At 58.3% G+C, this 20,202-nt stretch carries 18 protein-coding genes; 8 read left to right on the plus strand and 10 right to left on the minus strand.

What is annotated here, in order from left to right:
• Positions 1-25: 25 nt before the first annotated feature.
• The 4 genes from H8F23_RS02605 to H8F23_RS02620 all read right to left on the minus strand — a co-directional run bounded on the left by H8F23_RS02605 (position 26) and on the right by H8F23_RS02620 (position 4,186).
• Positions 26-790: an amino acid ABC transporter ATP-binding protein gene (locus tag H8F23_RS02605; protein WP_008080191.1), complete on the minus strand. Its 765-nt coding sequence runs from the start codon at positions 788-790 to the stop codon at positions 26-28.
• Between the two features lie 11 nt (positions 791-801).
• Positions 802-1,896 carry an amino acid ABC transporter permease gene (locus tag H8F23_RS02610; RefSeq protein WP_093436977.1) on the minus strand — a complete coding sequence of 365 codons (1,095 nt, stop codon included), beginning with the start codon at positions 1,894-1,896 and terminating at the stop codon, positions 802-804.
• Positions 1,897-1,906: 10 nt separating this feature from the next.
• Positions 1,907-3,088, minus strand: a complete 1,182-nt coding sequence (locus H8F23_RS02615) for an amino acid ABC transporter permease (RefSeq protein WP_194933317.1) — start codon at positions 3,086-3,088, stop codon at positions 1,907-1,909.
• Positions 3,089-3,154: 66 nt separating this feature from the next.
• Positions 3,155-4,186 carry an amino acid ABC transporter substrate-binding protein gene (locus tag H8F23_RS02620; RefSeq protein WP_007914328.1) on the minus strand — a complete coding sequence of 344 codons (1,032 nt, stop codon included), beginning with the start codon at positions 4,184-4,186 and terminating at the stop codon, positions 3,155-3,157.
• A gap of 467 nt (positions 4,187-4,653) precedes the next feature.
• Here H8F23_RS02620 and H8F23_RS02625 point away from each other — a divergent pair, with 467 nt between their 5' ends.
• The 5 genes from H8F23_RS02625 (at position 4,654) to H8F23_RS02645 (ending at position 9,959) form a co-directional block, all read left to right on the plus strand.
• Positions 4,654-5,310, plus strand: coding sequence for an alpha/beta hydrolase (locus H8F23_RS02625; protein ID WP_194933319.1), 657 nt, complete (start codon positions 4,654-4,656; stop codon positions 5,308-5,310).
• A 97-nt stretch (positions 5,311-5,407) separates the two neighbouring features.
• Positions 5,408-6,886: an ATP-dependent RNA helicase RhlB gene (gene rhlB / locus H8F23_RS02630; protein WP_194933320.1), complete on the plus strand. Its 1,479-nt coding sequence runs from the start codon at positions 5,408-5,410 to the stop codon at positions 6,884-6,886.
• Between the two features lie 130 nt (positions 6,887-7,016).
• Positions 7,017-7,961, plus strand: a complete 945-nt coding sequence (locus H8F23_RS02635) for an ornithine cyclodeaminase family protein (RefSeq protein WP_194933321.1) — start codon at positions 7,017-7,019, stop codon at positions 7,959-7,961.
• A 150-nt stretch (positions 7,962-8,111) separates the two neighbouring features.
• Positions 8,112-9,239, plus strand: a complete 1,128-nt coding sequence (locus tag H8F23_RS02640) for an NAD(P)/FAD-dependent oxidoreductase (RefSeq protein WP_194933323.1) — start codon at positions 8,112-8,114, stop codon at positions 9,237-9,239.
• A gap of 93 nt (positions 9,240-9,332) precedes the next feature.
• Entirely contained in the window at positions 9,333-9,959 is a 627-nt protein-coding gene (locus H8F23_RS02645) for a helix-turn-helix transcriptional regulator (protein WP_194933324.1), read from the plus strand.
• An 84-nt stretch (positions 9,960-10,043) separates the two neighbouring features.
• On the opposite strand, the gene H8F23_RS02650 is transcribed toward H8F23_RS02645, so the two are convergent.
• The 6 genes from H8F23_RS02650 to H8F23_RS02675 all read right to left on the minus strand — a co-directional run bounded on the left by H8F23_RS02650 (position 10,044) and on the right by H8F23_RS02675 (position 15,305).
• Complete coding sequence (locus H8F23_RS02650; RefSeq protein ID WP_194933326.1) at positions 10,044-10,820, minus strand: ABC transporter substrate-binding protein; 777 nt, start codon at positions 10,818-10,820, stop codon at positions 10,044-10,046.
• A 231-nt stretch (positions 10,821-11,051) separates the two neighbouring features.
• Complete coding sequence (gene moaE, locus H8F23_RS02655) at positions 11,052-11,504, minus strand: molybdopterin synthase catalytic subunit MoaE (protein WP_038357637.1); 453 nt, start codon at positions 11,502-11,504, stop codon at positions 11,052-11,054.
• Positions 11,505-11,507: 3 nt separating this feature from the next.
• The gene (gene moaD, locus H8F23_RS02660) at positions 11,508-11,750 is read right to left on the minus strand and encodes a molybdopterin converting factor subunit 1 (RefSeq protein WP_194933327.1); all 243 of its coding nucleotides are present in this window, start codon (positions 11,748-11,750) and stop codon (positions 11,508-11,510) included.
• Complete coding sequence (moaC, locus tag H8F23_RS02665) at positions 11,747-12,220, minus strand: cyclic pyranopterin monophosphate synthase MoaC (RefSeq protein ID WP_093437022.1); 474 nt, start codon at positions 12,218-12,220, stop codon at positions 11,747-11,749. The genes moaD and moaC overlap by 4 nt, the downstream gene beginning before the upstream one ends.
• Before the next feature lie 228 nt (positions 12,221-12,448).
• Positions 12,449-13,843: a PhoH family protein gene (locus H8F23_RS02670; protein WP_007914309.1), complete on the minus strand. Its 1,395-nt coding sequence runs from the start codon at positions 13,841-13,843 to the stop codon at positions 12,449-12,451.
• Between the two features lie 337 nt (positions 13,844-14,180).
• Positions 14,181-15,305, minus strand: a complete 1,125-nt coding sequence (locus H8F23_RS02675; protein WP_194933328.1) for a polysaccharide deacetylase family protein — start codon at positions 15,303-15,305, stop codon at positions 14,181-14,183.
• Positions 15,306-15,634: 329 nt separating this feature from the next.
• Between H8F23_RS02675 and yaaA the strand changes: the two genes are divergently transcribed.
• The 3 genes from yaaA (at position 15,635) to alg8 (ending at position 20,200) form a co-directional block, all read left to right on the plus strand.
• Entirely contained in the window at positions 15,635-16,414 is a 780-nt protein-coding gene (yaaA, locus tag H8F23_RS02680) for a peroxide stress protein YaaA (protein WP_194933329.1), read from the plus strand.
• A gap of 809 nt (positions 16,415-17,223) precedes the next feature.
• Complete coding sequence (locus tag H8F23_RS02685) at positions 17,224-18,540, plus strand: nucleotide sugar dehydrogenase (RefSeq protein WP_194933330.1); 1,317 nt, start codon at positions 17,224-17,226, stop codon at positions 18,538-18,540.
• A gap of 178 nt (positions 18,541-18,718) precedes the next feature.
• On the plus strand, positions 18,719-20,200 hold the full coding sequence (gene alg8, locus H8F23_RS02690; RefSeq protein WP_407692548.1) for a mannuronan synthase: 1,482 nt from the start codon (positions 18,719-18,721) through the stop codon (positions 20,198-20,200).
• The last annotated feature ends 2 nt before the right edge of the window (positions 20,201-20,202 follow it).

The following is a 20,202-nucleotide window of genomic DNA, read 5'->3' on the forward strand; positions in this document are numbered from 1 at the left end:
CCGGGTTCGTTTTACTCACAAACCATCAATGCAAAATCTGACTCAAGAACAACTTCGTCCGCTCATTCTGCGGATTATCGAAGAAGTCATTCGGCGCCGCCTGCTCAACGATTTCACCCTTGTCCATGAAGATCACGCGGTTCGCCACGGTACGGGCAAAGCCCATCTCGTGAGTTACGCAAAGCATGGTCATGCCGTCTTCAGCCAGGCCGATCATGGTGTCCAGAACCTCTTTCACCATCTCCGGATCGAGCGCTGAAGTCGGTTCGTCGAACAGCATGATTTTCGGTTTCATGCACAGGGCGCGGGCGATCGCCACACGCTGTTGCTGACCACCGGACAGTTGCCCCGGGAATTTATGCGCCTGCTCCGGAATGCGTACGCGTTCCAGGTAGTGCATGGCGATTTCCTCGGCCTTGCGCTTGGGCATCTTGCGTACCCACATCGGCGCCAGGGTGCAGTTCTGCAGAATGGTCAGGTGCGGGAACAGGTTGAAGTGCTGGAACACCATGCCGACTTCACGGCGGATCGCTTCGATCTGCTTGAGGTCGTTGGTCAGTTCCACACCGTCGACGACGATGCGGCCCTGCTGATGTTCTTCCAGACGATTGAGGCAACGAATCGTCGTCGATTTACCGGAACCCGACGGCCCGCACAGGACGATACGCTCGCCTTGTTTGACGTTGAGGTTGATGTCTTTGAGCACGTGGAACTGGCCATACCACTTGTTGACGCCCTGCATCTGAATAATGCCTTCAGGACCTACAGGCTTTTTGATTGCTTCACTCATTTACAGAACTCCTAACGCTTGTGGCCAGTGTCGAGCTTGCGTTCCAGATGCATGGAATAGCGCGACATACCAAAACAGAAAATCCAGAACACCAGGGCGGCGAACACGTAGCCTTCGGTGGCCATGCCCAGCCATTTCGGATCGGCAGCGGCTTGTTTGACGCTGTTGAGCAGGTCAAAGAGGCCGATGATGATCACCAGGCTGGTGTCCTTGAACAGCGCAATGAAGGTGTTGACGATGCCGGGGATCACCAGCTTCAGGGCTTGCGGCAGAATCACCAGGCCCATCGAACGCCAGTAACCGAGGCCCATCGCCGCGGCCGCTTCGTACTGACCTTTAGGGATCGCTTGCAGACCGCCACGCACCACTTCGGCCACATAGGCCGACTGGAACAGGATCACGCCGATCAGTGCCCGCAGCAGTTTGTCGAAGTTCATGCCTTCAGGCAGGAACAGCGGCAGCATCACCGAGGACATGAACAGCACAGTGATCAACGGCACGCCGCGCCAGAACTCGATGAAGGTCACGCAGACCACACGAATCGCCGGCATGTTCGAACGACGGCCCAGCGCCAGCACAATCCCCAGCGGCAACGCACCGGCGATACCGACAGTGGCGATGACCAGGGTCAGCATCAGGCCGCCCCACTGGCTGGTCGCCACATTGCTCAGACCAAAACCGCCGTGCAGCAAGGTGAAGGCAATGATCGGATACAGCACCAGAAAGCTCAGCCCGTAGATCGCTTTACGCGGCACACGCGAGATGAACAATGGCGCCGCGCCGATCACCGCCAGCCACACGGTCAGGTCGACGCGCCAGCGCAGCTCCGTCGGGTAGTAGCCGTACATGAACTGGCCAAAACGCTGCTGAATGAACACCCAGCAGGCGCCCTCCTTGGTGCAGTCGGCGCGAGTGGTACCGACCCAGTTGGCATCGACAATCGCCCAACTGAGGATCGGTGGCACCACCAGGTAGATCAGGTAGAACGCAAACAGGGTCAGCAGGGTGTTGAGCCAGCTGGAGAACATGTTCGCGCGCATCCACGCCACCACGCCGATGCTGCTGTTCGGTGGGGGCATGTCGGGTTTGAAAGTATGAGTACTCATGCGCTTTTCCTTACCGCTCGATCAGCGCAATGCGCTTGTTGTACCAGTTCATCAGCAGAGAGATGCTGATACTGATCGCCAGGTACACGCTCATCGTGATGGCAATCACTTCGATGGCTTGACCGGTCTGGTTGAGCACGGTGCCGGCGAACAGCGACACCATTTCCGGGTAACCGATACCGGCCGCCAGCGAGGAGTTCTTCGCCAGATTGAGGTATTGGCTGGTCAGTGGCGGAATGATCACGCGCAGGGCTTGCGGAATGATCACCTTGCGCAGGGTCGGGCCGTTGCGCAGGCCAAGCGAGCGCGCCGCTTCGGTCTGGCCATGGCTGACCGATTTGATGCCCGAACGCACGATCTCAGCGATGAACGCCGCGGTGTACACGGTCAGGGCCAGGGTCAAGGCGAGCAGTTCCGGGATCAGCACCCAGCCGCCGACAAAGTTGAAGCCTTGCAGCTTCGGCATTTCCCAATGCAACGGGGCACCGAAGATCAATGCGCACAAGGTCGGGATCACCAGCAGAATCGCCAGACCGACCCAGAACTTGTGGAACGGCACGCCGGTTTCTTCAAAGCGCTTGTTGGCCCAGCGGCACATCAGCACGATGCCGACGATGGCCACCACGATGCTGATCGCGAACGCCCAGAAACCATCAGCCGCCAGCGCGGCAGGCATATTCAGGCCACGGCTGCTGACGAAGAAGGTGTCACCGAAGTTATGGCTGTTGCGCGGTCCCGGCATGGTCAGGAACACCGCGAAGTACCAGAACAGGATTTGCAGCAACGGCGGAATGTTGCGGAACACTTCCACATACACGGTCGCCAGTTTGCTGATGATCCAGTTCTGCGACAGCCGTGCCACACCGATGATGAAACCGAGGATCGTCGCCAGAACCACGCCGATCACGGTCACCAACAGGGTGTTGAGCAGACCGATAACAAAGACGCGGGCATAGCTGTCCGCTTCGGTGTAGTCGATCAGGTGTTGAGCGATGCCGAATCCGGCACTGCGCTCCAGAAAGCCGAAACCGGAAGTAATGCCCCGGTGCTGGAGGTTGGTTTGCGTGTTGTCGAACAAGTACCAGCCCAGCGAGACCACCGCCACAACAGTGATGATCTGGAATAGCCACGCACGCACTCGTGGATCGCTGAGGCTGAGCCTCTGCTTTGGTGCGCCGATTGAATTTTGCATGAAGTGCCCCGGAAGAAATGGAACAAGAACATCACCCGGCGGTTGGCCCGCCGGGTGATAGAACCATTAGCGCACTGGTGGTGCGTACTGAATGCCGCCGTTGTTCCACAGGGCGTTCAAGCCGCGGTCGATTTCCAGCGGAGTGCTCTTGCCGAGGTTTTTCTCGAAGATCTCGCCGTAGTTGCCGACTTGTTTAACGATCTGCACAACCCAGTCTTTCGGCAGTTTCAGGTCTTTGCCGTACTCGCCGTCAGCACCGAGCATACGGGCAACGTCCGGGTTCTTGGTCGACTTGGCTTCAGCTTCAACGTTCTTCGAAGTGATGCCGGCTTCTTCGGTGTTGAGCAGCGCGTAGCCAACCCAGCGCACAATGGCCAGCCACTCGTCGTCACCGTTACGTACGACCGGGCCCAGCGGTTCTTTGGAAATGGTTTCCGGCAGAACCACGTAGTCCTTCGGCGAGGCCAGCTTGGAGCGCTGGGCGAACAGTTGGGACTTGTCGGAGGTCAGCACGTCGCAACGACCGGATTCCAGCGACTTGGCGCTTTCATCGGAGGTGTCGAAGGTGATCGGGGTGTATTTCAGACCGTTGCCACGGAAGTAGTCGGAAACGTTCAGCTCGGTGGTGGTACCGGCCTGGATGCAGATGGTTGCACCGTCCAGCTCTTTGGCACTTTTCACGCCCAGCTTGTTGTTCACCAGGAAACCGATGCCGTCGTAGTAGGTAATGAAGCCCGGGAATTTCAGGCCCATGCCCGCGTCACGCGAACTGGTCATGGTGGTGTTGCGCGACAGGATGTCGATCTCGCCCGATTGCAGCGCGGTGAAGCGCTCTTTGGCGTTCAACTGACTGAATTTGACCTTGGTCGCGTCGCCGAATACGGCAGCGGCCACAGCGCGGCAGACGTCAGCGTCGATCCCGAGGATCTTGCCGGTTGCGTCCGGTACCGAGAAGCCCGGCAGACCGTCGCTCACGCCACACTGCACGAAACCTTTCTTCTGCACGGCATCCAGGGTTGCACCCGCCTGAGCGAACCCGCTGACGCCGAGAACTGTTGCTGCAGTCACGATCGCCAGAGTGGATTTCAACATCTTCATTCAAACCTCCAGTTTTGCTCTTGTTGTGTCGGAGCTTGAGTCCAGTCGCACCCTTTTGAGGCGTTGTTGACCCGTGTTGGCTTTTTTTGGGGTCAACCGACGTAAGACCTTCGCTATGAGTCTAGTAGGAGAAAATCCACATCATGGACAACTCACTTCTCACCAATCGGCCGAACGGGCTGTAGCCCTTTCACATTCGCTAAGCCCGTAGCGGCCATTGGCGAACATCCATCACCGGATTCTTTGCAATCCCGTCGCGGGTCGTACACTGATAGTGTTACCGCCCACGCAAGATCTATTGCACGGTTCAAGCCATAGCAAAGCCCGTACCACACCGCTCGCCGAATCGATTCGGCGACAGGTCAATAGCAAAACTTGTAACCTTGCGACATCTTCTTAACGGATCAACCGGACGCGCACTCGAACCACGCACTTAATGAGAGCGCCCGCACATTTTTGGAGCAGACATGACCGAGCCCTTGATTCTTCAGCCTGTTAAGCCCGCAGACGCCTGCGTGATCTGGCTGCACGGCCTCGGCGCCGACCGTTACGACTTCCTGCCGGTGGCCGAGGCATTGCAGGAAAGCCTGCTGAGCACGCGCTTCGTGTTGCCACAGGCGCCAACTCGTCCAGTGACGATAAATGGCGGATATGCCATGCCAAGCTGGTACGACATTAAAGCCATGAGCCCGGCGCGCGCGATCGATCGTGAAGAGCTGGAAGCGTCGGCGGATCGCATCATTGAATTGATCGAAAACGAGCGCGCCGGCGGAATAGACGCCTCGCGGATCTTTCTCGCCGGGTTTTCCCAGGGTGGCGCGGTGGTGTTGCACACCGCTTTTGTGAAATGGCAGGGACCGTTGGGTGGTGTGCTGGCGTTGTCGACATATGCGCCGACCTTCAGTGCTGAGATGGAGCTGTCAGCCAGTCAGCAGCGGATTCCCGCGATATGCCTGCACGGCCAGTTCGATGGCGTGGTGCAGAACTCGATGGGGCGCAGTGCTTATGAGCATTTGGTGAAGCATGGTGTCACCGTGACATGGCAGGAATACCCAATGGAGCACGAAGTGTTACCCGAGGAAATTCGCGACATCGGTGCCTGGTTGAGTGAACGTTTGCGCTAAGCGTCGAGATTAAAACCGCCCTTTGATCCCTCCCACTACGCCGCGCCCGTTTCTTGCATTACACTGGCCGGCGTACACTCCTTAACCAATTGATGAGATGACCGTGCTCAAAGCACTCAAGAAGATGTTCGGTAAAAGCGAGGCTGAGCAGCTCGCACCAGTTCCCAGTGCGCCGTCGCACGCCCCCGGTCATCGCACCGATGCGCCACAGGCCGAGCGCCCCGCTCCCGTAGCGGCACCGAAGGCAGAACCACAACCTGCACCGGCCGCGCCAATCGCCGCCGAACCTGCCCGCAGCGAAGCGCCGAAACCGGCCAGACCGCGCCGCGAACCGAAACCCAAGGCACCGGTTATTCCGTGGAAACTCGAGGATTTCGTCGTCGAGCCACAGGAAGGCAAAACCCGCTTCCACGATTTCAAGCTGTCTCCAGAACTGATGCACGCCATCCAGGATCTGGGTTTTCCGTACTGCACGCCGATTCAGGCGCAGGTGCTGGGTTACACCCTCGCCGGCAAAGACGCCATTGGCCGTGCGCAGACCGGCACCGGTAAAACCGCCGCGTTCCTGATCTCGATCATCACCCAACTGCTGCAGACCCCGCCGCCGAAAGAACGCTACATGGGCGAACCCCGTGCGCTGATCATCGCGCCGACCCGTGAGCTGGTGGTACAAATCGCCAAGGATGCCGCTGACCTGACCAAGTACACCGGCCTCAACGTCATGACGTTTGTTGGCGGCATGGACTTCGACAAGCAGCTCAAGCACCTCGAAGCGCGTCACTGCGACATCCTCGTCGCCACACCGGGCCGTCTGCTCGACTTCAACCAGCGCGGCGATGTGCACCTGGACATGGTCGAAGTGATGGTGCTGGACGAAGCCGACCGCATGCTCGACATGGGTTTCATCCCGCAGGTACGTCAGATCATTCGCCAGACGCCACCGAAGTCCGAACGCCAGACCTTGCTGTTCTCCGCGACCTTCACCGAAGACGTGATGAACCTCGCAAAGCAGTGGACGACCGATCCGTCCATCGTCGAAATCGAAGTCACCAACGTCGCCAGCGAAAACGTCGAGCAACACATCTATGCGGTGGCCGGTGCCGACAAGTACAAATTGCTCTACAACCTGGTCAACGATAATGGCTGGGAGCGGGTGATGGTCTTCGCCAACCGCAAGGACGAAGTGCGCCGTATCGAAGAGCGTCTGGTGCGTGACGGTGTGAATGCGGCGCAGTTGTCCGGCGACGTGCCGCAGCACAAGCGCATCAAGACCCTGGAAGGTTTCCGCGAAGGCAAGATTCGCGTACTGGTCGCCACTGATGTGGCCGGTCGCGGCATCCACATCGACGGCATCAGCCACGTGATCAACTTCACCCTGCCGGAAGTTCCGGACGACTACGTACACCGCATCGGCCGGACCGGTCGTGCTGGCGCCGATGGCGTGTCGATCAGCTTCGCCGGTGAGGACGACTCCTACCAGTTGCCGTCCATCGAAGAGAAGCTCGGTCGCAAGATCAGTTGTGAAACGCCGCCGACGCATCTGTTGCGCGCGGTTGAGCGCAAGCGTCCGCAGTAAACGACGTTTAAAAGAAAAGCGCAGCCGGCAACGGTCTGCGCTTTTTTTTTGCCCGGTGTTTCATCAGGTGCTTGCGAGAGGAAACTAAATGTCCATAATGGACAAATAAGTTTATTTTTCGGAGCCTGATATGTCCAGTACGCCCTACGTGATCGACCAGCATCAGGCCCGTGAGCTGCTGGCGCGCATTGATGTGCCGCAAATCCTGCGCAAGCTGTTCCGTGATCTTGCGGCGGGTAACGCCGTGCAACCGGCGCAGCAACTGGTGGAATTTCCGCAAGGTGCCGGCGACTTCATCAATTATCTGGGCGTGCTGGCCGACGACGGCGTGTACGGCGTGAAGACCTCGCCGTATATCGTTCGCGAACAAGGTGCACTGGTGACGGCATGGACCTTGTTGATGTCGATGAAAACCGGTCAACCGCTGCTGCTCTGCGATGCCGGTGAATTGACCACCGCGCGCACCGCCGCGACCACGGCTGTGGCGGTCGACACCCTCGCTCCGACAAACGCCACGCGACTGGCAATCATCGGGAGTGGCAAGGTTGCGCAGGCGCATCTGCACTATGTAAAAGGTCTACGCGACTGGCAGAGCATCAGCCTGTATTCGCCAAGCCTGTCCGCCGACGCTCAAACCAAGGCACTGTTGAAAGCCATCACTCCCAACCTGAGGATCGTTGACAGCCGTGACGCCGCCCTCGTCGAGGCCGACGTGATCATGCTCTGCACCTCGTCCGCCGGCCCGGTAATCGATCCGACCGCGCTGAGCAAACCAGCCCTGATCACCTCGATCAGCACCAACGCTCCGCGCGCCCATGAAGTGCCGCCGCAGAGCCTCAACGACATGCAGGTGTTCTGCGACTATCGTCTGACCACGCCGGGTTCGGCAGGTGAGATGCTGATTGCCAGTGAACAGCATGGCTGGAGCAAGGATTCGATTGTCGGCGACCTCGCCGATCTACTCAGCGAGAAAGTGCTGCGCCCGGGTTACGACCGTCACGTGTTTTTCCGCTCAATTGGCCTCGGCCTGGAAGACATCGCCCTGGCCAATGCGGTTTATCACCTAGCTAACTAACACCACAAATCCCCTGTAGGAGTGAGCCTGCTCGCGATAGCGGCCTTACATTCAGCATTATTGTTGACTGATACACCGCTATCGCGAGCAGGCTCACTCCTACAAGGGATCAGCGTACTTTTTGATATTGCGTACCCATCGGAGACCTTAATGAGCCAGGCAGATTTCATCATCATCGGCGGCGGGATTGCCGGCGCATCCACCGGTTTCTGGCTGTCGCCGCACGGCAAAGTGCTCGTGCTCGAACGTGAATCCCACCCGGCCTATCACTCCACCGGGCGCTCCGCCGCGCTGTTTACCGCCGCGTACGGCACCCCACAAGTTCGCGCGCTGACCCAGGCCAGCCGGGCATTTTTTGACCACCCGCCAGCCGGTTTCTGCGAACACCCACTGCTCACCCCACGCGGTGAAATGACCGTGGATTTCACCGGTGATGCCGCCGAACTGAACAACCAATATCTCAGCGCCAAAGCCACCGTGCCAGAGATGCAACTGCTGAGCGCCGACGAAGCCTGCGCGCGACTGCCGATCCTGCGCCGGGAAAAAGTCCATGGTGCGATCTACGACCCGAGCGCCAGCGACATCGACACTGACGCCTTGCATCAGGGCTACCTGCGCGGGATCCGTCGCAATAACGGCGAAGTGCACACCGATTGCGAAGTGCTAGGCCTCAGTCGCGATGCCGAGGGGCGCTGGAGTGTTCAGACCAACGGCCAGACGTTCAGCGCGCCAGTGATCATCAACGCCGCCGGCGCCTGGGCCGACAAGATCGGCGCACTGGCCGGCGCCCAACCGCTGGGCCTGCAACCGAAGCGCCGCGCCGCGTTCATTTTCGCCGGGCCAGAAGGCGTCGACATTCATCACTGGCCGATGCTGGTCAGCCTCGACGAATCCTTCTATATGAAGCCCGACGCCGGCATGTTTCTCGGCTCGCCAGCCAACGCCGACCCGGTCGAGCCTCACGATGTGCAACCCGAAGAGCTGGACATCGCCATGGGCATCTACCAGATCGAAGAGGCCACCACGCTGACCATCCACCGTCCGACGCGTACGTGGGCCGGCCTGCGCAGCTTCGTCGCCGACGGTGATTTGCTCAGTGGCTTCGATCAGCAGGTGCCGGGGCTGTTCTGGGTGGCGGCGCAGGGTGGTTACGGCATTCAGACTTCACCGGCGATGGGCCAGGCCAGCGCGGCGTTGGTACGCGGCGAACCGTTGCCCGAGCACTTGCAGCAGTTCGGGCTGGACAGCGCCATGCTCGCCCCTGCCCGTCTCGCCTGATTGTCCCTGCGGATGACGCGCCCAACGGATTGCGGCACACTCGCAACGCCTCCTGATCACGGAGGCGTTGACGCTGCCTGGAGCTCCACTGTCATGACTGCCCCTGAATTCGAACCGGCGCTGGATAATTTCCGCGCCGTCGCCGACGCCATCGCCACGCTGTTCTTTCCCCACGCCGAAGTGGTGCTGCACGACCTGCGCACGCAAAAGGTCGACTACATCGCCAACAACCTGTCCAAGCGCGAGATCGGCGACGACTCGTCACTGGAGGACATGCTCAGCGAGGATGTCAGCGACCGCAATATCGGCCCGTACGAAAAGCTCAATTGGGATGGCCAGAAGATTCGCAGCCTGAGCACCGTGCTGCGCGACAGCGAAGGCCGGCCACTGGCAGTGCTGTGCATCAATCTGAATATTTCGCTGTTCGAGAACGCCAAGGCCGCGCTGGACCTGTTTCTCTCGCCGAGCAAACTGATCCCGCAACCGGACTCACTGTTTCGCGATGACTGGCAGGAACGCATCAACACCTTCCTCCACGCCTGGCTGCGCGAGCGGCAACTGAGCCTGAATCTGCTGACCCGCGATCACAAGCGCGAACTGGTGCTGGCGCTGCACGCCGAGGGCGCGTTCAAGGGCAAGAGCGCCTCGAACTATGTGGCCAATGTGCTGAACATGGGGCGAGCGACGGTGTACAAGCATTTGAAAGAGCTGAAGGGCTGAAGATCAAAAGATCGCAGCCTGCGGCAGCTCCTACAGGAGCACGCATTCCCCTGTAGGAGCTGCCGAAGGCTGCGATCTTTTCTATCAGTCGCCGTAGATGTCGGACTTGAAATACTTCTCGGAAATCTTCTGGTACTCGCCACTCGCGCGAATGCCATCGATGGCGCCATTCAGCTGGCTGACCAATTCTGCATTACCCTTGCGCACTGCAATCCCTGCGCCCTCGCCCACGTACTTCGGATCCTTCAACTCAGGCCCGACAAACGCATAACCCTTGCCACGCGGCATCGACAAAAAGTCATTCAGCGGAATGGTGTCGGCAAAAATCGCATCAAGCCGCCCCGCTGCCAGGTCCATGTAGATTTCTTCGTTGTTGCTGTAGCGCTTGACGTTAATGCCCTTCGGTTCGAACACCTCGGTGGCATAACGATCGGTGGTGGTCGCACGCTGCACGCCGACATTCTTGCCCTTGAGGCTGGCGTATTGATCGTCGACCGTGGCGCCTTCCTTCATCACCAGTCGTGACGAAGTGAAGTAGTACTTGTGGGTGAAATCCACCGACTTCTTGCGGTCTTCGTTGATGGTCATCGAGGACAGCGCCATGTCGATCTTTTTCACTTTCAGCGAAGGAATCAGACCGTCGAACTCACCTTCGACCCACACACACTTGACCTTCATCTGCGCACACAGGGCATTGCCGATGTCGTAGTCGAAACCGACGATTTCGCCTTTGTCGGTTTTCGACGCAAATGGCGGGTAAGCGGCTTCGATGCCGATGCGCAGGGTTTGCTCGGCGGCGAACACGCTGACAGAGGCCAACAGGCTGAGAGCCAGACCGGTGATGAGGGGGAGTTTCTTCATGTTCGTTCTCTCGCGGGTTGTTGTTGGTTTGGCAAGATGAAGAAGAGCAGCTGCTAGCGGGGAGCTACGAGCGGCAGGATTGAAGCTTTTTTTGTACTTGGAAATCCATCTTGGACTTATATGTACAAATCGTCAATTCGGGGCAGAAGCAAAAAGATCGCAGCCTTCGGCAGCTCCTACAGGGGTATGCCGACCCAATGTAGGAGCTGCCGAAGGCTGCGATCTTTTGATTTACTTTTTCCAGCGATCCGCCGCTGCATGATCACTGTCGCGCCCCTCAACCCAACGCGGGCCGTCACTGGTGTTTTCTTTCTTCCAGAACGGCGCGCGGGTTTTCAGGTAGTCCATGACAAAGGCGCAGGCATCGAAGGCGGCCTGGCGGTGGGCGCTGGCGGCGCCGACAAACACGATGGGTTCGCCCGGCTCCAATGCGCCGATGCGGTGCAGCACTTCCAGTTTCAGCAACGGCCAGCGCTGTTCGGCTTCGATGGCGATTTTGCCGAGGGCTTTTTCGGTCATGCCCGGATAGTGTTCAAGGAACATCCCGGCCACATCCAGCCCATCATTGAAATCACGCACGTAGCCGACAAAACTCACCACCGCGCCGACGCCGACATTGGCCGCATGCATCGCGTTGACTTCAGCGCCCGGATCGAATGGCGTGGCCTGCACGCGAATCGCCATGGATCAGCCTCCGGTCACGGTAGGGAAAAACGCCACTTCGTCGCCATCGACCACCGGCTCATCGAGTTGGCAGAGGTCTTCGTTGCGTGCGCACATCAGGTTCTGCTCGCTCAGCACCTCGGCGCCGTCACGTTGCGCGAGCAGTGCGCGAACGTCCTCGACGGTGGCGAAATCACCTTCAACCTTTACCGAGTCCACGCCCAGCGCTTCACGGTAACGGGCAAAAAACTTCACGGTCAGGTTCATGGCTGCTCCGCTTGAAAGTGTCCGCTCTTACCGCCGACTTTCTCCAGCAGACGCACGCTTTCAATGGTCATGCCGCGATCGACGGCTTTGCACATGTCGTAAATGGTCAGGGCGGCAACACTGGCAGCGGTCAACGCTTCCATCTCAACGCCGGTCTGCCCGGACAGCTTGCAGCGGGCAACGATGCGCACGGTGTCGTCGCCATCAGCACTGAGTTCGACTTTGACGCCGGTGAGCATCAGCGGATGGCAGAGGGGAATCAGATCGCTGGTTTTCTTCGCCGCTTGAATGCCGGCAATGCGCGCCACGGCGAACACGTCGCCCTTGGGATGGCCACCGCTAACGATCATCTGCAGCGTTTCGGGGAGCATGCGCACCAGCGCTTGGGCCGTCGCTTCACGGAACGTCACGGCTTTTTCGGTGACGTCGACCATGTTGGCGCGACCTTGGGAATCGAGATGAGTCAGCACGGGATTACTCCTGATCAGGAGCGACGATTGTAAACCTGCGGGTCAAATTTCCGCACGCACGAATATGGTGTTCATCGTGTAGGAGCTGCCGAAGGCTGCGATCTTTTGACTTTGATTTTTAAAAACAAGATCAAAAGATCGCAGCCTTCGGCAGCTCCTACATTGGGATTTGTGCAGGGGCATAAAAAACCGGACGGCTTTTGGGGCCGCCCGGTTTTGGGTGAAGGGTTACAAATGCGATTCGGCGTATTCAGCCAGAATCGAGCGAGGCACCCCTTGCAGGGTGATATGCACACCGTTAGGGAAATCCTTGAAGCGTTCGGTCAGGTAGGTCAGCCCGGAACTGGTCGCGGACAGGTAAGGGGTGTCAATCTGTGCGAGGTTGCCCAGGCACACCACTTTCGAACCGGCGCCGGCACGGGTGATGATGGTTTTCATCTGGTGCGGCGTAAGGTTCTGGCATTCGTCGATCAGGATCAGGCTCTGCTGGAAGCTGCGACCGCGAATGTAGTTGAGCGATTTGAACTGCAACGGCACTTTGCTGAGGATGTAATCGACGCTGCCATGGGTGTTTTCGTCATCCATGTGCAAGGCTTCGAGGTTGTCGGTAATGGCGCCCAGCCACGGCTCCATTTTTTCCGCTTCGGTGCCGGGCAGGAAGCCGATTTCCTGGTCCAGGCCCTGCACGCTGCGAGTGGCGATGATGCGACGATAACGCTTGCTGACCATGGTCTGCTCAATCGCCGCGGCCAGGGCCAGAATGGTTTTACCGGAGCCTGCCGCCCCCGACAGGTTGACCAGATGAATGTCCGGATCGAGCAGCGCGTACAGCGCCAGACTCTGGTAGATGTCGCGTGGCTTCAGCCCCCAAGCTTCTTGATGCAGCAGCGGCTCCTGATGCAGGTCGAGGATCAGCAGCTTGGCCTCGTCGATCTCCTTGATCCAGCCGACAAAGCCCTGTTCATCAATGATGAATTCGTTGATGTGCACCGCCGGCAGGTTGTCGATCAGTTGCACTTGATGCCAGGTACGGCCGTGATCCTGGCGGGTGTCGACCTTGCTCACGCGGTCCCAGAAGGAGCCAGTCATGTTGTGGTAGCCGTTGGGCAGCAGGGACACGTCATCGACCAGTTGGTCGGTGCTGTAATCCTCGGCATCGATACCGCAGGCGCGCGCCTTGAGGCGCATGTTGATGTCTTTGGTGACCAGCACCACAGGCTTTTTCGGATCGCGGGTGTGCAAATCGATCAGTTGGTTGATGATTTTATTGTCGTTCAGGTGCTCGGGCAGAATCAGATTCGATTCGGCCTGCTTGCTCATCAGAATTGACAGCAAGCCCTTCGGCCCGCCTTTACCGCGCTGGATCGGCACACCCAGCTCGACGTCTTCAGGGGAAGCGTCGCCCAGGGTCTTGTCGATCAGCCGGATGGCCTGACGGCATTCGGCGGCAACGCTGTGATGCCCGCTCTTGAGCTTGTCCAGCTCTTCAAGCACGGTCATCGGGATCGCGACGTGGTGTTCTTCGAAATTCAGCAGGGCATTTGGATCGTGAATCAATACGTTGGTATCGAGTACATAAAGGATTGGCTGGTTGGAGGAAGGGCTACGTCCGTGATCATCCATACTCGGTCACCTTTGTCAGAGCCATTGGACGCAATACCTGAGCGGTGCTGCGCCTCGAAGTGACTGCCGAAATCTCACCTGCGGAGATTCAAGTGACTGCAAACAAACGGGTCTTGGAAGACGCCACCTGTGTTGCAGGTTTCGGCGGTCTGTCTTCGTAATACTCCAAAACCGATGACATAAAAAAGTACTTTGACGGTTTTTTTAAGTTTATTTTGCAGAGTGACGAAAAGCCCTTGGCGGACTGCCCAGACCCCGCTAAAGTCGGAAGTCCGCCTGCATCGAACTCTTCAAAAAAATCGCCCCAAGCCCAATGTTTCCGGGCTTTTTTTGTTTCTCAGCGAAAAGCGTCCTGACAGTCTTCCCAACCGATACCGCTCTGCGCGGTCTGCGTGATCAACCACGGTAACGAGGTCTTCACCGCGTCCTGTTTCATGTTGAAATTGATCACCCCGTGTCGCCACAGCAGCATCAGGGTCAGTACCCTCTGCGCGCTCGCTGAGCCCTTGAGTTTGCCGGCGCCGTCCTGGGCATCGATGTCCCACAGCGCCACTTGCAGGCCTTGTGTGTTGAAGAAACCTTGCGCATCGCTGCGGCGCTGCCCTTCCGGCGGACGAAACAGCGGCACATAGTTTTCCGGCAACTTGTTTTTCACCAGATCAGCACTGCGTCGCACCGAATCCTGCCAGTCCTGCCAGTGACTGTGGGAACGGAACTCCCAACCTTGAACGCCGACGCACTGTTTCGAGAACTCTGCTTGCAGGCTGCTGACCGAGCGATCAGCCAGTCGCGCCTGAATATCCTTTCCCAGCACAAAGAATGTGCCGCTCAGGTTTGCCTTGCGCAGGTATTCGGTTAGCCAACCGGAGTTGTCCGGTTGCAGATTGGCGGCGCTGTCGAAGGTCAGCAGGAACAGCCGGTCGTGCATCTCGTCGCCATTACGCTCGTAGTCACCGAAACGATCGAATTCGTTGCTGCTCTGCGGCGACAACGCGGCCTTGCGCAACAACTCGTCGAGGTACTGCACATGGAAGATCCGGCTCGGCTCGGCCCACTTGGTGTAATAACTGTCGTCACTGACGACGAACTTGGCAGCTTGCTCGCGCAGCGTTGGCAAGTCTTCTACAAGGAAGCAGAAAGAAGCGTCCTGATCGCAGCTTTGCTGGGCGAAGTTGTAGTTGGCCAGCAGGCGCTGCCAGAGGCGTTGGCGCAGGCCGTTGATCGCGTCGATATTGACCGTGCGCAGGCCCAGACGCTGCGCCAGAGCGGCCTCGTCCATCGACTCGGTGCCCAGCAGGACACGGGCGAACATCAGGATTTCCGCCCGGGACGCCACGTCAAACAGGGTCGGATTGCTCAGTTGCTCCGGCCAGGTGCTGCGATCCAGCGTCGCCACATCGCCCGGCGCCGCGACGGCACCGAAGCTCAACAGCCACGCGGTGAATAAAAGAACAATGCGCAAAAGGGATGTCTCCATAACAAAACCCGCGCGGCACTATAGCTGATGTGCGAGATTCACGGACGCTACCCTCACCCCAGCCCTCTCCCAGAGGGAGAGGGAGCCGATCTGTGTGGATTTCAAAATCAGCATTCAACTCGATAGCTCAGGTCGGCGGATATCGACAGTACACGCGGTCAGTCCCCTCTCCCTCTGGGAGAGGGTTAGGGTGAGGGAAAAAAATCCACCAACCGTCGCAAATGCCCCTGCTAACCCCGACCTATAACCCCGATAGCTGGAGTCAACACCGACAACCCCCTAGAATCGCCCCCACGATTAAAGGAGACGACTTCATGCTGATGGTGATTTCCCCCGCCAAGACCCTCGATTACGAAACACCGCCGGCGACCCAGCGCTTCACTCAGCCGCAATACCTCGACCATTCCCAGGAACTGATCCAGCAACTGCGCGACCTGACCCCGGCGCAGATCAGCGAACTGATGCACGTGTCCGACAAGATCGGTGGGCTCAACGCCGCGCGCTTCGGCAGCTGGACGCCTGCCTTCACCCCGGAAAACGCCAAACAGGCACTGCTCGCGTTCAAGGGCGATGTCTACACCGGTCTCGACGCCCAGTCCTTCAGCGAAGCCGATTTCGATTACGCGCAAAAACACCTGCGCATGCTCTCCGGTCTCTACGGGCTGCTGCGCCCGCTCGACCTGATGCAACCCTATCGCCTGGAAATGGGCACCAAACTGGCCAACGCCCGTGGCAAAGACCTGTACGCCTTCTGGGGCACGCGCATCAGCGAATGGCTCAACGAAGCGCTGGCCGATCAGGGCGACGACGTGCTGCTCAACCTCGCCTCCAATGAATACTTTTCGGCGGTGAAACGCACAGCCCTGAACGCGCGGATCATCAACACCGAGTTCAAGGACCAGAAGAACGGTCAGTACAAGATCATCAGCTTCTACGCGAAAAAAGCCCGGGGCCTGATGAGCCGTTTCGTGATCCAGGAAAAGATCAACGATCCGGCCCTGCTCAAACAGTTCGATGTGCAGGGTTATCGCTACAGCGTCGAACAGTCGAAACCCGACAATCTGGTGTTTTTGCGCGACCACGCCCCGGAATAAAGCATGCCCAATGCACGACTCTTTCTATAAAGAGTCGTGCAGCTCGCACGATGTCAAAAAACCCTCGCACTATTTCGCCATTTTAATGGCGCCAAAAAATTCTCCCTGTCTTTTCTAATATTAGTTTCACTCGACACTGATCATTTTTTTCAGTAGTGGCACCTAAATTTTTTCAGCGTAGTGGCACAAAACTATCTAACGTGATTTTTCGCCTGTTATTAAAGGTCGAAAACGAAAGTGCTATCAAATTGAGACCAGTGCCATCTCTGACAATATTTCAAGAAATTTCAGATTTCGCGATGAGCGGACAGGAACTTCGTTCGAATGCATAGCTCATACCACCGGTAACGATTCTCGCCGAGTTTGTACGAGATAACTTACGCAGAGCAGATAGCCATGTAACCAAGTTGTCACAGCAACTTGCCTAGATGACTAACTAGTCTCAAAACAGACGGTGGACAGGAGATACGCACCATTTATATCCCCTACAAAGGCCATGGCCGCGCCCTGATAAACGTGCTCGCCTGAGCACCCAACCGCTTGATTTACAGGACTTTCATCCTGACATCGAGCGCGCAAGACGATTGCACAAGAGTCTTCTCCAAAGAGGATCGGCTGCATAACAGGGCAAGTCATAACAACAAGGCCTGGTTGCGCACATCTTGAGTGCACTTATTTAGACACTCGAAACTTAGTATGCCTGCACACGGCATTGTGGCGCCTGCGTGCCGCACTTTCGAGTGCACTAATGAACGCTGAACACCATTAACTCCGGCCTCTAAGGCCTGATATATACAGAGGTAATTGCGATGCGCATCAGCATATTTGGTTTGGGTTACGTTGGCGCAGTATGTGCCGGTTGCCTGTCTGCACGGGGCCATGACGTAGTTGGCGTCGATGTTGCCAAAGACAAGATCGACATGATCAACGCCGGCAAGTCGCCGATTGTTGAACCCGGCCTGGGCGAACTTCTGCAACAGGGTATCCAGACCGGTCGTCTGCGTGGCACGACCAACTTCGCCGAGGCGATTCGCGACACCGACCTGTCGATGATCTGCGTGGGTACGCCGAGCAAAAAGAACGGCGACCTCGAACTGAACTACATCGAAGCGGTATGCCGCGAGATCGGTTTTGTCCTGCGTGAAAAAACCACCCGCCACACCATCGTCGTGCGCAGCACCGTGCTGCCGGGCACTGTCGCCAACGTGGTGATCCCGATTCTCGAAGACTGCTCGGGCAAGAAGGCCGGTGTCGACTTCGGCGTTGCGGTCAACCCGGAATTCCTGCGTGAATCCACCGCCATTGCCGACTACGACCTGCCACCGATGACCGTCATCGGCGAGTTCGACAAGGCCTCGGGCGACGTTCTGCAATCGCTGTACGAAGAACTCGACGCACCGATCATCCGCAAGGACATCGCCGTCGCCGAGATGATCAAGTACACCTGCAACGTCTGGCACGCGACCAAAGTGACCTTCGCCAACGAGATCGGCAACATCGCCAAAGCCGTCGGCGTCGATGGCCGTGAAGTGATGGAAGTGGTCTGCCAGGACAAGACCCTCAACCTGTCCCAGTACTACATGCGCCCGGGCTTCGCTTTCGGCGGTTCGTGCCTGCCGAAAGACGTGCGCGCCCTGACCTACCGCGCCGGTTCGCTGGACGTCGAAGCGCCGCTGCTCAACTCGCTGATGCGCAGCAACGAATCGCAAGTGCAGAACGCCTTCGACATCGTGGAAAGCCACGACAAACGCAAAGTCGCCCTGCTCGGTCTGAGCTTCAAGGCCGGCACCGACGACCTGCGCGAAAGCCCGCTGGTAGAACTGGCCGAGATGCTGATCGGCAAGGGTTACGACCTGAGCATCTACGACAGCAACGTCGAGTACGCCCGTGTTCACGGCGCGAACAAAGACTACATCGAGTCGAAGATCCCGCACGTGTCGTCCCTGCTCAATTCGGACTTCGATTCGGTGATCGATAACTCCGACGTGATCATCCTCGGCAACCGCGACGAGAAGTTCCGCTCGCTGGCTCAGGAAGCACCGCACGGCAAACAGGTCATCGACCTGGTGGGCTTCATGGCCAAAGCCACCGACACCGGCACTCGCACCGAAGGTATCTGCTGGTAAAGCAGCCCTGTAGGAGCTGTCGAGTGAAACGAGGCTGCGATCTTTTCGGGAACACCAAAATCCCAAGCGAAAGATCAAAAGATCGCAGCCTTCGGCAGCTCCTACATGTCCTTGCAAGTTTTTGTAAGCCTGCCTTAACCCCATCGGGCCCGGCCCGAGATACAGACGGATGCAGATTATGCACAGGCTAAAACACGGCCTACTTCAGGCCGCCGGTTGGCTGTTCTACCTAAGTTTGTTGATGGGCCTGGCCTTGATGCTGCCCACGTCCACATTCGACTCCGAGTCGAAGGACTTCATTTTCCTGATTGGCGCCGTGGGTATCTGGCGCTACTCGATGGGTGCAACGCACTTTGTGCGCGGCATGATTTTTCTCTACATCGTTTACCCGCACCTGCGCCGCAAAGTGCGCAAGCTGGGTAAAGCGGCGGACCCGTCGCATGTGTTCCTGATGGTCACCAGTTTCCGTATTGACGCGCTGACCACTGCGCAGGTCTACAGCTCGGTGATCCGCGAAGCCATCGACTGCGAACTGCCGACTACCGTGGTCTGCTCGATCGTGGAAATGTCCGATGAGCTGCTGGTCAAGGCGCTGTGGGCACGGATGAATCCGCCAGAACGCGTGAAGCTCGACTTCGTGCGCATTCCCGGCACCGGCAAACGCGATGGCCTGGCCTACGGTTTCCGCGCGATCTCCCGTCACCTGCCGGACGACCGCGCCGTGGTGGCCGTGATCGATGGCGACACCGTGCTCGGTGAAGGCACCGTGCGCAAGACCGTGCCGTGGTTCCAGCTGTTCGGCAACGTCGGCGGCCTGACCACCAACGAGTTCTGCGAAGTGCGCGGCGGCTACATCATGAGCGAATGGCACAAGCTGCGTTTCGCCCAGCGCCACATCAACATGTGCTCGATGGCCCTGTCCAAACGCGTGCTGACCATGACCGGTCGTATGTCGGTGTTCCGCGCCACCGTGGTGACCAACCCGGAATTCATTGCCGACGTGGAAAGCGACTCGCTGCAACACTGGCGTCTGGGCCGTTTCAAGTTTTTGACCGGCGACGACAAGTCGAGCTGGTTCAGCCTGATGCGCCTCGGTTACGACACTTTCTACGTGCCTGACGCAGCGATCAACACCGTTGAACACCCGCCGGAAAAGAGCTTCATCAAGGCCAGCCGCAAATTGATGTTCCGCTGGTACGGCAACAACCTGCGGCAGAACTCGCGAGCGCTGGGCCTGGGTGTGAAACGCCTTGGCGCCTTCACCTCGGTGGTGCTGTTCGACCAACGCGTATCGATGTGGACCTCGCTGCTCGGCCTGACCGTGGCGATGATCGCCAGCTTCAAGTACGGCACCGCGTTCATCCTGGTTTACCTGCTGTGGATCGGCATCACCCGCTTGATTCTGACGTTGCTGTTGTCGTGTTCCGGTCACCGCATCGGCCCGGCTTACCCGGCGATTCTCTATTACAACCAGATCGTCGGTGCGCTGGTGAAGATCTACGTGTTCTTCCGCCTCGACCAGCAATCCTGGACTCGCCAACCCACTTCCCTGACCCGTGATCTCGCCAGCTTTCAACGTTGGTTCAACACCTGGTCGTCTCGGACCATGACCTTCTCCGCCGGCAGCATTTTCGTCGCCGTGCTGCTGATGATGGTCTGACC

The sequence above is a fragment of the Pseudomonas neuropathica genome (assembly GCF_015461835.1).
GTDB classification, from domain to species: domain Bacteria; phylum Pseudomonadota; class Gammaproteobacteria; order Pseudomonadales; family Pseudomonadaceae; genus Aquipseudomonas; species Aquipseudomonas neuropathica.

Bases quoted from the DNA above. Each gene is read 5' to 3' on its own strand.
- H8F23_RS02605 (WP_008080191.1), bottom strand. From the start codon at position 790: ATGAGTGAAGCAATCAAAAAGCCTGTAGGTCCTGAAGGCATTATTCAG.
- H8F23_RS02610 (WP_093436977.1), bottom strand. From the start codon at position 1,896: ATGAGTACTCATACTTTCAAACCCGACATGCCCCCACCGAACAGCAGC.
- H8F23_RS02615 (WP_194933317.1), bottom strand. From the start codon at position 3,088: ATGCAAAATTCAATCGGCGCACCAAAGCAGAGGCTCAGCCTCAGCGAT.
- H8F23_RS02620 (WP_007914328.1), bottom strand. From the start codon at position 4,186: ATGAAGATGTTGAAATCCACTCTGGCGATCGTGACTGCAGCAACAGTT.
- H8F23_RS02625 (WP_194933319.1), top strand. From the start codon at position 4,654: ATGACCGAGCCCTTGATTCTTCAGCCTGTTAAGCCCGCAGACGCCTGC.
- rhlB (WP_194933320.1), top strand. From the start codon at position 5,408: ATGACCGTGCTCAAAGCACTCAAGAAGATGTTCGGTAAAAGCGAGGCT.
- H8F23_RS02635 (WP_194933321.1), top strand. From the start codon at position 7,017: ATGTCCAGTACGCCCTACGTGATCGACCAGCATCAGGCCCGTGAGCTG.
- H8F23_RS02640 (WP_194933323.1), top strand. From the start codon at position 8,112: ATGAGCCAGGCAGATTTCATCATCATCGGCGGCGGGATTGCCGGCGCA.
- H8F23_RS02645 (WP_194933324.1), top strand. From the start codon at position 9,333: ATGACTGCCCCTGAATTCGAACCGGCGCTGGATAATTTCCGCGCCGTC.
- H8F23_RS02650 (WP_194933326.1), bottom strand. From the start codon at position 10,820: ATGAAGAAACTCCCCCTCATCACCGGTCTGGCTCTCAGCCTGTTGGCC.
- moaE (WP_038357637.1), bottom strand. From the start codon at position 11,504: ATGGCGATTCGCGTGCAGGCCACGCCATTCGATCCGGGCGCTGAAGTC.
- moaD (WP_194933327.1), bottom strand. From the start codon at position 11,750: ATGAACCTGACCGTGAAGTTTTTTGCCCGTTACCGTGAAGCGCTGGGC.
- H8F23_RS02670 (WP_007914309.1), bottom strand. From the start codon at position 13,843: ATGGATGATCACGGACGTAGCCCTTCCTCCAACCAGCCAATCCTTTAT.
- yaaA (WP_194933329.1), top strand. From the start codon at position 15,635: ATGCTGATGGTGATTTCCCCCGCCAAGACCCTCGATTACGAAACACCG.
- H8F23_RS02685 (WP_194933330.1), top strand. From the start codon at position 17,224: ATGCGCATCAGCATATTTGGTTTGGGTTACGTTGGCGCAGTATGTGCC.
- alg8 (WP_407692548.1), top strand. From the start codon at position 18,719: ATGCACAGGCTAAAACACGGCCTACTTCAGGCCGCCGGTTGGCTGTTC.